Below are 13589 nucleotides of genomic sequence, written 5' to 3'. Positions count from 1 at the left end.
TTCGGTCTTTCAGTCGAACCAGCGGTCCCGTGCCAGCTCCTCCGTGCGCGACGGATCCTCCAGGAGCGCGGCGACCTCGAAGCGGCGCGGCCACTGGCCCGCCGCCCAGGCCAGACCCGCCGCGACGCCTTCCAGGGTGGCGGCGTGCAGCACGCCGTCCGAGGTCAGCCGCCAGTCGATCTCCACGCCGTCGACGACCAGTTCCTCGTGCTCGACGTAGAACGCCGGGGTGGACGGCCCGAGCAGCACCCGAAGGGAGTCCGGGACGTCGTGCTCGGCGCCCTCGGAGGTCACCTCGCCCGTCACCGACTCGCTCAGCCGCCGCACTTGGAGCAGCTCGGCGAGATCGGCGGCCCGCGTCGGGCGCACCGGCAGCAGCGGTACGCCCTCGGTGAAGGGCAGTAGGTCGGGCGAGTCGACGACCACCGCGTCGGCGGCGTCCACGACGGTCACCCGGTCGTCGACGACCGCGCGCAGCTCGTCCGGCAGGGTCACCTGTTCCGGGTCGAGGTCGGCCAGGGCCGTGTAGAGGGCGTGGAGCTGGGCGGCGGAGACGAGCCGCTCGGGGTCGGCGAGCCGGTCCAGCAGTTCGGCGGCACCGCCGGGCTCGTCGAGCAGGGCGGCCACGGACGTCCGTACACCGAGCGCCCGCAGTACCTGCTCGTCCTCGAAGCCGGTGGCGTCGGCCTCGTCGTAGAGCCCGCGCAGCAGCGGGTCGCCGCCCGCGGCGCGCAGGCCCGCGGGGCGGCGACCGCCGAGCACCGGGTGGCCGCGCAGCCACCAGGCCGTGTACGGCCGTACGAGCTCATGGGTGCCGTCGGGCAGCAGGATCCGCACCGGCTGGGTGAGCGCGTCCCGCAGCGGCGGCTCGGACAGCAGGGCGAGGGCCCTCGGCCAGTGGTCGTCGTCGACGAGGTCGAGGTCGCGCACGGCGACGATCTCGGTCGCCACCGGCGGCACCGGGGTGTCGGGCAGCCGGTCCAGGACGTCCTCGCACCACACGTCGACGGCGTCGAGCAGCCCGACGTCGTCCGGCTCCGCGAAGTCCGAGTCGCGGGGCTCCAGTTCGTCGGGGTCCAGGACCACGTCGGTCACGCGGACAAGGGCGAAGTTCGCCAGCACCCCGCAGGCGGTCAGTGGCTGTCCGCCCCAACGTTCCGCCAACTCACCATCGACGAGAGCGAGTTCGCCCTCGCGCATCACGCTCGCGAAGGGGCTGCCGGGGAGTACGAGTTCCCCGGCGGGCGCGAGTTCGCCGTCCTCGTCGGGCAGGGCGAGGCCGCCGAGCCAGGGCTCGTCACCGGGTTCGAGCGCGGCCTCCCGGACCAGGGCGAGCACGGTGTCGGCCAGTTCCTCGGCGTCCAGGCCCTCCTGGTCCCAGCCGGGCCCCTCGTCGTCGAGGGATGCGGCGACGGCGGCCCGCACCTGCGGGGTGGTGAGCACGGCGCGCGGGGTGGCCGGAAGGGCGCCCAGCTTCTCCAGGAGCGGATGGGCGGCGTCCGGATGGGCCACCTTCAGGCCCAGCCGCGCCAGGGTCTCGGGAGTCACCGGTGGCCCGTCGACGGTCGGGAGGAGGACCTGCCGGGGCCCGATGGTCGTACGGGCTCCGCCGGTGCCCAGCGCCTGGGAGGTGCCCCCGGCGAGCGGCACCGGCAGCCCCGTCAGCCGGTCCGGGTCGACCCCGGCCAGGCTGTCGTACAGCCGCCACCACCAGTCGGGCTCCTTCTCCAGGCCCGCCAGCCGGTCGACCGCCTCGGTCAGCGGCACCCGGGCGACGCCGAGCGTCCGTAGCTCGGCACGGCGCTCGAGGCCCGCGGGCAGCAGGCTCGGCAGTACCTCGGCGAGGACCCGTACGGTCTCGGCCCCGGCGCCCTCGACGATCTCGGCGTCCCGCGGCCGCAGCGCCTCGGGCAGTTCGGAGTCGTCACGGGGGTCGTGGGCGGGCGGCAGGAAGGCGGTGCGCGGCAGCCGGTCCAGGACGGCCCGGCGCAAGGCGCCGTCCAGCTCCCCCTTGCCCAGCGGACCCGGCACCAGGTCGATCACGCCGGGGGTCACCGGGCGCCAGTCGGCGAGGAGTTCGGCGTACGCGTCGGCCGCGCGCTCCACCAGGAAGTCGGTGAGCGGGCCGGGCGCGGCGTGGCGGCGGGTCGTGTCCAGCGGGAACGAGGCGATGAGCAGCGCGGGCACGCCGAGCGGCTCGTCGCTGGGCGTGGGCGCGTGCACGACCGGTGCGGTACGGGGCCGGACCGGGGTGCCGTCGTCGGCGACCGGGACGGCCCAGGTGACGGACCAGTGGGGACGCAGCCGCTCCTCGACCGGGCGGTCGGCGAGGAGGTCCGGGGTGAGGGGGCCGTGGCGGGAGACGGTGCGCCAGCGGGTCGTGCCGTCACGGGAGTCCTCGACCACGGTGTCGGTGCCCTCGGCACGGCGGCGCAGGGTCCGCACCGGCTGGTCGCCGATCTCGACGACGACTTCCTCCAGGCCGGGCAGGGCGAGCAGGAGGGCGTCGTCGACGGTGTGCAGCAGTCGCTCGGCGAGGTCGGTGGCGGCCGCGTCGCGCAGCGGGAGGATGACGACGGTGTCGTACGGGTCCGGGGCGCTGCCCTCGGCGGCGAACGGCAGCCGCAGCAGCGGCACATGCCCGTCGCGGCGGCGGATCTCGTCTCCGAGGCCGGGGCTGTGCCGGGCGGTCTCGGTGGCCAGCTCCCGGGCCTCGGCCAGGGACCAGCGGACCCCGCCGTGCCGGCCGACGACGGCGGGCTCGTCGCTGACGGCGAGGACGGCCGCGAAGCCGACGCCGAAGCGGCCGACGGCCTGCTCGTGGGTGTCGCGCTTGGCGGAGGCGCGCAGGGTGGACAGAGACTCGACGCCGACGGCGTCCAGGGGGGCACCGGTGTTGGCGGCGACGAGCACGCCGTCGTGGAGGGTGAGCCGCAGCCGGCCGGGGACCTGGGCCCTGGCCGCCGCGTCGGCGGCGTTCTGCGCGAGCTCGACGACCAGGCGGTCGCGGTACCCGCCCAGTACGAGGTCCTCCTCGGCGTTCGCGTCCTCGCGGAACCGGGCCGGGCTGGTGGCCCAGGCGTCCAGCACCCCGCGCCGCAGCCGGGCCGTTCCGAAGGGGTCCGCGCCCTCGGCCGCCGGTCGCACGAATACGCTCACGGTTTCACTCTCCCTCTCGCGGCGTGCCCGTGCCTGCCGCGGGACGAAAGTACCGTCTGCCGGGGCGGCCGTTGCCGGGGGCCGTGCCCCGGGGGCCCGCTTGGAGCTCCGAACAAGATGGGAGTCCGATCAGCTCGCGGCGTCCGGTGCGTGCGATCGCAAGGCGCCGGAAGGCCCTTCAGCGGGGCTGCAGGAGTGCCCCGGACTTCCGGCTACGAGTGCCCCAGCTCCGCCGCCGCCTCGTCAGGCGCCGCCGGTACCGAACCCGAGTCCGGGGAGGGACGCAGCGGGAACGGCTCCACCTTCGTCTCGTCGACCACCGGCGGGGGCGGCTGCGGAGCCTTCGGCATGACCGCCGCCTCCGAGTGGCCGCCGCAGCCGTACGCGAGGGAGACCACATGGCCGTCGGCCGGGGAGAACTCGTTCGCGCACACCCCGAACGCCTGCCCGAGCGAGCCCCCGATCGGCACCAGGAAGCCGCAGCTGACACAGGAGGCCGGGGCGGCCTGCGCCATCGGCGTCTTCGGGCCGAAGGCCTCCTCCCAGCGGTCGGCGGCGGTATGCAGGCCGTAGCGGGACAGGACCCGGGCGCGGCGCATGCCCAGTTCCTCCGCGACCGCCGAGATCGAGCCGCGCGAGGGCGCCATCGGCAGGTTCGCGGGAGCGCCCGCGGTCACCTCCACGTCCTCCGCCTCGACCAGCTCCGCCATCTCGCCGGAGACCGGGGAGTTCGGCCCGGGCTCCTCCTCGCCCGTGAAGCCGGGCTCCAGGCGCAGGTCCTCGGCGTCCGTCGGCAGCAGGTCGCCGGGGCCCAGGTCGCCGGGGCGCAGCCGCTCGCTCCACGGCACCCACTCCGGCGCGAGCAGCGCGTCGGAGCCGGGCAGCAGAACCGTCTCGTCGAGCGTGACGACCTTCGCGCGGGACGCCCGCGCGACCGTCACCGCCCAGCGCCAGCCCCGGTACCCCGGCTCCTTGCACTCGAAGAAGTGCGTGACAACGCGGTCGCCCTCGGACACCAATCCGACGTGCTGGCCGACGACGCCGGGCGCGGCGGTCTCCTCGGCGGCGGCGCGGGCGAGGTCGACGGCCTCGGCGCACAGGCGGTCGGGGGTGCGGCTTCGCGGTGTCGCTGCGCTCACAGGTATCGCTTCTCTCCTACGCCGTCTCACGGGTGCGCCTCTTCCGGCTGGGGTGCGGACGGAGCGGACCGGCGGACCGCGTCGACGTCCGCGCCCGATCGCGCTCGGGCGCACCTACCCCATCCATTCTGCGGGATGGATGAGAGGCGCGCGGCCGAGAACAATCGCCACGGCGCGCTACGCACGCTACCCTCTCCGCGCCCCGGGGCCCACACCGAGTGGCCGCGCTCTACCGGACGCGGCCCCTCCGCACCCCGGGCCGGTACGCCGCCGGCACGGTTTCCGGCCGGTCCGGAACGATGGCCGGTGACGGCAACCGGCGCGGGGTCCCGCCGGACCTCACGCGCCCCCATCCGCGCGGTAACCGCACTACCCCCCGCCTTCTCGGGGCACTATGACGGGGTGGCAGCCGCGAGGTCGTCCCATGAAGCCGCCGGGGTGGGCGGAGTCGACGGGCGCAGCCGGGGTGGCGGTTCGGGCCGGTTCGGCGGGTCCGTCCGCGCGGTCGGCCGTGCCCTGCACTTCCCCGTCACCGGCACCGCGCGCGGCATCCGCAGGGTGACCCACGCGCACGGCGCCGGGGAGTCCGGTCTCGGCAAGCTGATCGAGCTGCACGCGGTGAACGGCGCCGGTGACGTCATGGTCACCGTCGCTCTCGCCTCCACCGTCTTCTTCTCCGTGCCGACCGACGAGGCCCGCGGACGCGTCGCCCTCTACCTCGCCATCACCATGGCGCCGTTCACGGTCCTCGCGCCCGTGATCGGCCCCCTCCTCGACCGGCTGCCGCACGGCCGCAGGGCCGCGATGGCCGGCGCGATGCTCGCCCGGGCCCTGCTCGCGCTGATCATCTCCGGGGCGGTCGCGAGCGGCAGCCTGGAGCTGTACCCGGCCGCGCTCGGCGTCCTCGTGGCCTCCAAGGCGTACGGCGTCGTCCGCAGCGCCGTGGTGCCACGGCTGCTGCCGCCCGGCTTCTCCCTGGTGAAGGCCAATTCCCGGGTGACCCTCGGCGGCCTCCTCGCCACCGGCGTGGCCGCCCCCGTCGGCGCGGGCCTGCACGCCCTCGGACCGGCCTGGCCGCTGTACGGCGCCTTCGTGATCTTCGTCGCGGGGACGTTCCTGTCGTTCTCGCTGCCCCCGAAGGTCGACTCCGCCAAGGGCGAGGACATCGCGCTGCTCGCCGCGGACGCCGAACACCTGCACGGGCCGCATCGCCGGACGACCCTGCGCCGCCCCGGGCTGCGCACGGTCGGCCCCGCCGTCACCCACGCCCTGGCCGCCAACGCCGCCCTGCGCTGCCTGTCCGGCTTCCTGATCTTCTTCCTCGCCTTCCTGCTGCGCGAACAGCCCCTGGCCGGGGAGAGCGCCGCGGTGTCGCTCGGCATCGTGGGGGTCGCGGCGGGCTCGGGCAACGCGCTGGGCACGGCCGTCGGCGCCTGGCTGAAATCACGCACACCCGAAGTGATCATCGTGACGGTCGTGGCGATCGCGCTGGGCACGGCGATCACCGCGGCGGTCTTCTTCGGCGCCTTCCTGGTGGCGTGCCTGGCGGCGGTCGCCGGGTGCGCACAGGCCCTCGCCAAGCTGTCGCTGGACGCCCTGATCCAGCGGGACGTGCCGGAGCTGGTGCGCACCTCGGCGTTCGCACGCTCGGAGACACTGCTCCAGATGGCCTGGGTGCTGGGCGGCGCGATCGGCATCGTGCTGCCGCTCAACGGGGTGCTGGGACTCGCGGTGGCCGCCGCGCTCGTCGCGGTGGGCTGGCTGACGACCGTACGGGGCCTGCTCGCCTCGGCCCGGCGCGGCGGGCGCGCGGGCACCTGATCGCACGAGCCCGCGGCACGTCGCACACCCCCGCGTGGGGAGGGGGCTGGACGTGCCCGATAGCCTTCGGCCATGACCGCACTGCGTTCCCGTCGCGCCGTAGCCGCTCTCGGCGCCGTTTCCGCCGGACTTCTCCTGCTGTCCGCCTGTAACAAGCCGACGCCGCTGGCGACCGTCACGGTCGGCACGGACTCGGTGAGCTCCCAGACCGACTGCTACAACGACGGCAAGGAAGTCGCGGCCGCGGATCTGGCGAAGTGCCTCAAGGCGAACAACGTCAAGTCGATCAGCGTCGACCCCGATGAGACGGTCCGCTTCGGCGTCGACCCGACCATCGCGGACGAGGGCTGGACGATCCTGATGAACGGTCAGCCGCTGACCGACTCCAGCAAGAAGACCTACCGCACGATCCCGGGCAGCGTGTTCTTCAACGCGCAGTACGGCGCGAGCGGCAACTCCACGCTCGTCTCCATCAAGGAGGGCGAGAACAAGGTGCTGGGCCTGTGGTCCTTCAAGCTCAAGAAGGAGTCCTGACCACGTCGTCCGCCCGATTCCTGGTGGCCACCGCCGTCCCGGCCGAACGGGACGCGGTGGCCGGGGCGTTCCCGGGACCCGCCGCGGAGGTGCCGCTGCCGGCCGCCACCCTGCACCGCACCGGGGGCTTCGACCTCCTTGCCGTCGGCGTCGGCCCCGCTCTCGCCGCCGCCTCCACCGCCTCCGCGCTGACCGCCGCAGCCCTCCGGGGCGCCCCCTACGACCTCGTGGTCTCGGCCGGCATCGCGGGCGGCTTCATTCCGGACGCCCCCGTCGGCTCGCTCGTCGTCGCCGACGACATCGTGGCCGGCGACCTCGGTGCCGAGACCACGGACGGTTTCCTCCCGGTCACCGACCTCGGCTTCGGGACCGTCAGCCACCGGCCCCCGACATCACTCGTACGGGAACTCGCGGCCGCCTCCGGCGCTCTCACCGGCACCGTGCTCACCGTCTCGACCGTGACCGGCAGTGCCCGGCGCGCCGCCGAGCTGCGCGCCCGGCATCCGCGCGCGCTCGCCGAGGCGATGGAGGGGTTCGGCGTCGCCGAGGCCGCCGCCGCGCACGGCACGCCCGTCGTGGAGATCCGGGCCGTCTCCAATCCCGTCGGCCCGCGCGACCGCGCCGCCTGGCGCATCGGCGACGCCCTCGGGGCCCTCACCGAGGGTTTCGGGAAGCTCGCGACCGCACTCGAGAGTTGGACACAGCATGACCGCACCCAGTGAGCCCCAGCCCCTGAAGATCGCCTACTCCCCCTGCCCGAACGACACCTTCGTCTTCGAGGCATGGGCCCACGGCCGCGTCCCCGGCGCGCCGCCGCTCGACGTCACCTTCGCCGACATCGACATCACCAACGGCATGGCCGAGCGCGGCGAATTCGACGTACTGAAGGTGTCGTACGCGGTGCTGCCGTACGTCCTGGACCAGTACGCGCTGTTGCCGTGCGGCGGTGCGCTGGGCCGCGGCTGCGGGCCGCTGGTGCTCACCCGGGAGCCGGGCACCGAGCTGGCGGGCCGGACGGTCGCCGTGCCCAGCGAGAAGTCGACGGCCTACCTGCTGTTCCGGCTGTGGGCCGCGGACACCGTGCCCGGCGGGGTCGGCGAGATCGTCGTCATGCCGTTCCAGGAGATCATGCCGGCCGTGCGGGACGGGAAGGTCGACGCGGGACTCGTGATCCACGAGGCGCGGTTCACCTATCAGAACTACGGGCTGCACAAGCTCGCCGACATGGGCGAGCACTGGGAGGCCACCACCGGCCTGCCGATCCCGCTGGGCGCGATCATCGCCAGGCGCTCGCTGGGCGAGGCCGGCCTGAAGCTGCTCGCCGAGTCCGCCCGGGCCTCCGTGCGGGCAGCCTGGGACGACCCCGAGGTCTCCCGCCCGTACGTCATGGAGCACGCGCAGGAGATGGACCCCGCGGTGGCGGACGCGCACATCGGGCTGTACGTCAACGAGTTCACCGCGGGCCTGGGCGAGGACGGCTACGCGGCGGTCCGGGGTCTGCTCACACGCGCGGCGGCCGAGGGGCTGCTGCCGCCCCTCGGCCCGAACGCACTCGCTTTCCCCTGACCCGTCACACGTCCAGCTGGTCGGCGACCGCGCGCAGCAGGCCGGCGATCTTCTTGCCGGAGGCCTTGTCGGGGTAGCGGCCCTTCTCCAGCATCGGGGTGATGTTCTCCAGGAGCGTCGTCAGGTCCTGGACGATGGAGGCCAGCTCGTCCGGCTTCTTGCGCTGGGCGGCCGCGACCGAGGGCGTCGGCTCCAGAAGGGTGACGGACAGCGCCTGGTCACCCCGCTGGCCGGCGACGACTCCGAACTCCACGCGCTGTCCGGGCTTCAGGGAATCGACTCCGGCGGGGAGAACCGAGGAGTGGACGAAGACGTCGCCGCCGTCGTCGCGGGAGAGAAAGCCGAAGCCCTTCTCGCTGTTGAACCACTTGACCTTGCCGGTAGGCACGTCTGTCCTCGTCCTCGTACTCGTCGGAAACTGCGTCTGCAAAGTATTTCGGGAAACTGCTCTGGAGAGCACCGCGGCGGGCCGCCCGGACCCGCCGGTACCAAGGCTAATGGTCCGGGGGCCGGTGACAAGACGTCGCCGAGTCGTTCCTCGCGACGGGAACTACCCTGGTCCAGTGCGTGATGAAACCCAAGCGAATTCCGCCGCGGCCGGCGACCGGCTGATCCGTGCCGGTGTGATCGTCTTCTTCGTCGGGGCGGTGGCCACTTTGGTCACCGTGGCCCCGTTCCTGCTCGGCACCAAGCCTTTCCCGACGTTCATGTTCGGCCTGAGCATGCTCATGGGCGTCGGGTTCCTGATGGCCGGCGCGGGCCTTCTCCAGTCGATCGCGGAGGGCCGCCGCCGGGCCCGCGGGGCGCGACCCCGGTAGGTGCCCCACTAGGGCACCCTCAGTGTGCGTACGCCGTCAGCCAGTCGGGGAACTCGGTGAGATCGGCGAGGACGACGTCCGCGCCCGCCACCCGCAGCTCCTCGGCCGGGCAGGGGCCGGTGGCCACGCCGACGGAGTACGCCTTTGCGGTACGGGCGCCGCGGACGTCCCCGACGTGGTCGCCGACGTAGACGCCCGCTCCGTGCGCGAGGAGCGCCTCCGCCTTCTGCTCCGCCCACAGATCGCCGATCACCGCGTCGGGCTCGATCCCGAGGTGCTCCAGGTGCAGCTTGGCGTTGGGCTCGTACTTGGCGGTGACGACGATCGCGCGCCCGCCGGCCGCCCGCACGGCCTCGATCGCCTCACGGGCGCCGGGCAGGGCGGGCGTCGCGGCGATCGCGATGGTGGGGTACATCTCGCGGTAGAGATCGGCCATCGCCCCGATCCGCTCCGCCGGGAACCAGTGGACCAGCTCGTCCACCAGCGGGGGCCCGAGCCGGGTGATGGCGAGATCGGCGTCGATGTACGTCCCCGTACGCGCGGAGAGCGCCCGGTAGCAGGCGTGGATCCCGGGCCGGGAGTCGATCAGCGTCATGTCGAGGTCGAAGCCGACCGTGAGGGCGCGAGAGGTCATGCGGGCCATTGTCCCAGGGCGGGCGGTGCGGACCTGGGGCGGCTCCGCCCCCCGCCTGCCCGCGCGTGCCGCCGCCTCACCGCTGCCGCCGCGACCGCCACACCAGGTACAGCGCCGAGGCGACGGCCGCTCCCCGTACCACCCAGGGCCAGGTCTGGGCGAGGGCGTCGTTCATGTGCCCCTGGGCGATCGGATCGCCCCAGCGGCCGCTCGTGCGGCCCCAGAGCCAGACGACCCCGAAGGCCGCGGCCAGACCGGGCAGGACCACGACCGCCCACCTGGACTCGGCGGGGGTCAGCCGGCGGGACGCCCAGGCGATGAGCCAGCCGAGCCCCAGCGCGAGCCAGCTGCCGAGCACGGCCCCGGCGACGAGGAGTCCGGCCGCCAGGAGCAGCAGGGGGTTGCTCCGGCCGGTGAGCCGGGGCAGACGGCGGGGAGCGGCGGCGGCCTCCCCGGCGGGGGCGGCCTCGACCACCGGTCCCCCGGCGGACGGCTCCTTGGCGGCCCGCCCTTCGGCCGCGGCGTCCGGCTTCGACGGACCGTCCGGCGCGGGCGGCGGCTTCAGCAGCTCGGGGACCTCCACCCCGCCCACGAATCCCGGTACGGCGTCGCCGAGCGCGAACCCGCCGCCGGAGCCTGCGTCCACGCGCCACCAGTCGGGCGGGGTGGCGCTGTCGCCCAGTTCGTGCGCACCGGCCAGATGGGGCGGCGAAGGGGCGCTGCCGGAGGGAGCCGCGGGGCCGGGCTCGGCGGGGCGGGGGCGGGGCACGAAGCGGCGCAGGCCCTTGGCGCGGTCACGGTCCTCGAAGCCGTTCGTCCGCTGCGTGGGAACGGCCGCCCGGGGGCTCGGGCCGACGCCGCCCGAGGTGCCCGCGGACGCGGCGGCCACCACCTCGTCGGGGGTACCGAGACGGGCGAGGATGCGCCGGACGGCGGCAGGGCTGTCGACCGGGGACTTCGCCCGGCGCCGGTCGATCTCCTCGCGCAACTCGGACACGAGCCGCATGCGCGCGCCCGACGGCAGCTGACGCTGCTGGGCCACGTCCCCGACCCGGCTCAGATAGTCGAAGACAAGCTGGTCGCTCTCGATCCCCACAAAGCCCCTCCGGGGTGGGCCGCTTCGACAGGTACCGTATCGCGGGCGAACCGTCCCCGGGGGCCGCGCCCCGGACCCCCGGCATCGGTCCGCGGGGCCTCGCCCCGGTCCCCGGACGGGCCCGTGATGCCCGGCCGGGCTGAACGGTGCCGTCCGCCGCACCACCGTGAATCACCCGCTACCGTTGACCGGATGACCCCCGAGGAGCGCTCACGCAAGGAAGCCGCGGGCACCGGCGCCGCCGCGCCCCGCTCGCTGGCCGAGTCCCTGCGTGCGCGGGACGACGCCTCCCTGTCCGCCCTCCTGCGCGCCCGCCCGGACCTCATCACTCCCGTACCCACCGACCTCACCCAGCTCGCCACGCGGGCCGCGACCCGCGCGAGCGTCGTCCGTGCGCTGGAGCGTCTCGACCGGTTCGCCCTTCAGACGGCGGAGGCCCTGGCCGTGGCCCCGGACCCGGCGCCGTACGGCGCACTGCTCGGGCTGATGGCCGGTGACGGCGGCGCGGAGGCCGATCCCGTCGTCGCCGAGGCCCTGCCCCGCGCCCTCGCCACCCTGCGCGAGCAGGCCCTGGCCTGGGGCCCCGACGACCGCCTCCGCCTCGTGCGCACGGCCCGGGAACTGCTCGCCCCGTCCCCGCAGCACCCCTCGCCCACCGGCCTCGGCCCCACCGTCGCCGAGGCCACCTCCGGCATGTCCCCGGGCCGGATCCAGGAGATCGTGACCGCCACGGGGCTGCCGAGCACCCATGACACCGTGTCCGCGGTGGCCTCGCTCACCACCCTGTTCACCGACCGCGCCCGGATGGCCGCGCTCCTCGCCACCGCCCCCGCGGAGTCCCTGGAGGTGCTGACCCGCCTGGTGTGGGGACCACCGTACGGCCAGGTCACCGCGGACCCCGCGCCGCGGCTGCGCTGGCTCCTGGACCGCGGACTGCTGCTGCCCACGGCCCCGGGCACCGTCGTCCTCCCCCGTGAGGTGGCGCTGCACCTGCGCTCCGGGCGGGCGCACCGGCACGCCGAACCGCTGCCGCCCGCCCTCACCACCGCCGCCACCCACCGTCCGCAGATGGTGGACGCCACGGCGGCCGGGCAGGCGTACACCGCGCTCGCGACCGTCGAGGAGCTGCTGAAGGACTGGGACGAGGGCGGCCCCTCGGTGCTGCGCGCGGGCGGCCTGAGCGTGCGCGACCTGAAGCGGACGGCGGTGGCGCTCGACGTGCCCGAGCCCGTGGCCGCCTTCTGGGTCGAACTCGCCTACGCCGCCGGGCTGCTGGCCTCGGACGGCGAGGCCGACGAACGCTATGCCGCGACCCCGGCGTACGACGAGTGGCTGGAGCTGCCCGCCGCCGAGCGCTGGAGCCGGCTGGCCACCGTCTGGCTGGCGGCGACGCGCACCCCGGGCCTGGTCGGCGGCCGGGACGCGAAGGACCGGGCGCTGTCCGCGCTCGGCCCCGGCCTCGACCGCTCGTCCGCCCCCGAGGTCCGCCACCGGGTGCTGACGCTGCTCGCCGGGCTGCCCGAGGGCGCCTCGCCCACGCCCGACTCGATCCTGGCCCGGTTGCGCTGGGAGCGCCCCCTGCGCGGCGGGCAGCCCGCGGCCGACGATCTGCGCGGGCGCCTTGCCGAGTGGACGCTGTCCGAGGCGGAGCTGCTGGGCGTCACGGGCCGCGGCGCCCTCTCCGCCCACGGCCGCGCTCTGCTCGGCGAGGGCCCGGAGCACGCGCCGGCCGCCGAACCTGTCGGCCCCGGCGACAAGCTTCCCGTCCACCACCGGCACCACCCTCCCGCGCTCCGCGAGCCCCTCACCGCGGCCGAGCGGGAGGCGGCCGCCTCCCGCGCCGCGCGGCTGCTCGCCCCACTGCTGCCCGAGCCCCTGGACCACGTGCTGCTCCAGGCGGACCTGACAGCGGTGGCGCCCGGCCCGCTGGAGCGGCCCCTGGCCGACATGCTCGACGTGCTCGCGGACGTCGAGTCGAAGGGTGGCGCGACGGTCTACCGCTTCACGCCCGCCTCGGTGCGCCGCGCCCTGGACGCGGGACGCAGCGCGAGCGACCTGCACGCGTTCCTCGCCGCGCACTCCCGCACCCCGGTCCCGCAGCCGCTCACCTATCTGATCGACGACGTGGCGCGCAGACACGGACACCTGCGCGTAGGGGCGGCCTCGGCGTATGTGCGCTGCGACGACGACACGGTGCTGAACGAGATCCTCGCCGACAAGCGCTCGGCCTCGCTGCGCCTGCGCCGGCTGGCCCCGACGGTCCTGGCCGCGGGGGCCGACCCGGCGACGCTCCTGGAGGGGCTGCGCGCCCTGGGCTTCGCCCCGGCCGCGGAGTCCGCGGAGGGCGACGTCCTGATCACCCGGGTGCACGCGCACCGGACCGGGCCCCGCACTGCGCCGGAGCCGGTCCCGGACGGGCCCCCGGTCCCCGACGCGACGCTTCTGACCGCGGCCCTGCGCGCCATCCGCGCCGGCGACCTGGCCACGACGACTCCCCGCAAGCCCGGCGCGGCCCCCGCCGCCGACGGCGATCTGCCGCGCACCACCTCCGCGGAGACCCTCGCCACCGTGCAGGCCGCCGTCCTCACCGGGACCGCCCTGTGGATCGGCTACGTCAACGCCGAGGGCACCGCCTCCCAGCGCGTCATCGCCCCCCTCCGGGTGGAGGGCGGCTTCGTCACGGCGTACGACCACACGGCGGACGAGGTCCGCACCTATCCGCTGCACCGGGTCACGGGGGTGGCCGAGCTCGCGGACGACCAGCTCTGATCACCCCCGGATGAGGCACACTGGACGTTTGGCCACACGGAAAGGGTGCCGCG

The 13589-nt window shown here is 75.1% G+C and carries 11 protein-coding genes; 6 read left to right on the top strand and 5 right to left on the bottom strand.

What is annotated here, in order from left to right; translation table 11 throughout:
* Nucleotides 1–9 precede the first annotated feature (9 nt).
* Together ABZ823_RS17940 and ABZ823_RS17935 are read right to left on the bottom strand one after the other, a co-directional pair.
* On the bottom strand, nt 10–3159 hold the full coding sequence (locus ABZ823_RS17940) for a molecular chaperone Hsp90 (RefSeq protein ID WP_361660595.1): 3150 nt from the start codon (nt 3157–3159) through the stop codon (nt 10–12).
* A gap of 212 nt (nt 3160–3371) precedes the next feature.
* Nucleotides 3372–4298 (bottom strand): DUF3027 domain-containing protein, encoded by a 927-nt coding sequence (locus ABZ823_RS17935; protein WP_361660592.1) that lies wholly within the window; start codon nt 4296–4298, stop codon nt 3372–3374.
* Nucleotides 4299–4700: 402 nt separating this feature from the next.
* On the opposite strand from ABZ823_RS17935, the gene ABZ823_RS17930 reads away from it, so the two are divergent.
* The 4 genes from ABZ823_RS17930 to ABZ823_RS17915 all read left to right on the top strand — a co-directional run bounded on the left by ABZ823_RS17930 (nt 4701) and on the right by ABZ823_RS17915 (nt 8219).
* Nucleotides 4701–6119: an MFS transporter gene (locus tag ABZ823_RS17930; RefSeq protein ID WP_361660589.1), complete on the top strand. Its 1419-nt coding sequence runs from the start codon at nt 4701–4703 to the stop codon at nt 6117–6119.
* Between the two features lie 72 nt (nt 6120–6191).
* Complete coding sequence (locus ABZ823_RS17925; RefSeq protein ID WP_361660587.1) at nt 6192–6653, top strand: DUF2771 domain-containing protein; 462 nt, start codon at nt 6192–6194, stop codon at nt 6651–6653.
* On the top strand, nt 6623–7375 hold the full coding sequence (locus ABZ823_RS17920) for a futalosine hydrolase (RefSeq protein WP_361660584.1): 753 nt from the start codon (nt 6623–6625) through the stop codon (nt 7373–7375). Before ABZ823_RS17925 ends, ABZ823_RS17920 begins: the two co-directional genes overlap by 31 nt.
* The gene (locus tag ABZ823_RS17915) at nt 7359–8219 is read left to right on the top strand and encodes a 1,4-dihydroxy-6-naphthoate synthase (protein WP_361660581.1); all 861 of its coding nucleotides are present in this window, start codon (nt 7359–7361) and stop codon (nt 8217–8219) included. The genes ABZ823_RS17920 and ABZ823_RS17915 overlap by 17 nt, the downstream gene beginning before the upstream one ends.
* Before the next feature lie 4 nt (nt 8220–8223).
* Here ABZ823_RS17915 and ABZ823_RS17910 read toward each other — a convergent pair whose 3' ends face one another.
* The gene (locus tag ABZ823_RS17910; RefSeq protein WP_103845154.1) at nt 8224–8607 is read right to left on the bottom strand and encodes a cold-shock protein; all 384 of its coding nucleotides are present in this window, start codon (nt 8605–8607) and stop codon (nt 8224–8226) included.
* 175 nt (nt 8608–8782) lie between these two features.
* Between ABZ823_RS17910 and ABZ823_RS17905 the strand changes: the two genes are divergently transcribed.
* Nucleotides 8783–9037: a hypothetical protein gene (locus ABZ823_RS17905; RefSeq protein WP_361660578.1), complete on the top strand. Its 255-nt coding sequence runs from the start codon at nt 8783–8785 to the stop codon at nt 9035–9037.
* Between the two features lie 19 nt (nt 9038–9056).
* On the opposite strand, the gene ABZ823_RS17900 is transcribed toward ABZ823_RS17905, so the two are convergent.
* Nucleotides 9057–9671 (bottom strand): haloacid dehalogenase-like hydrolase, encoded by a 615-nt coding sequence (locus ABZ823_RS17900; RefSeq protein ID WP_361660576.1) that lies wholly within the window; start codon nt 9669–9671, stop codon nt 9057–9059.
* Nucleotides 9672–9747: 76 nt separating this feature from the next.
* Complete coding sequence (locus tag ABZ823_RS17895) at nt 9748–10767, bottom strand: hypothetical protein (RefSeq protein ID WP_361660573.1); 1020 nt, start codon at nt 10765–10767, stop codon at nt 9748–9750.
* Nucleotides 10768–10959: 192 nt separating this feature from the next.
* Between ABZ823_RS17895 and ABZ823_RS17890 the strand changes: the two genes are divergently transcribed.
* On the top strand, nt 10960–13536 hold the full coding sequence (locus ABZ823_RS17890; protein WP_361660571.1) for a helicase C-terminal domain-containing protein: 2577 nt from the start codon (nt 10960–10962) through the stop codon (nt 13534–13536).
* The last annotated feature ends 53 nt before the right edge of the window (nt 13537–13589 follow it).

The organism is Streptomyces sp. NPDC047079 (assembly GCF_040643755.1).
Classification (GTDB): domain Bacteria; phylum Actinomycetota; class Actinomycetes; order Streptomycetales; family Streptomycetaceae; genus Streptomyces.
Note: the sequence above shows the minus strand (reverse complement) of the source record. Positions and strands in the feature narration are given on the sequence as shown.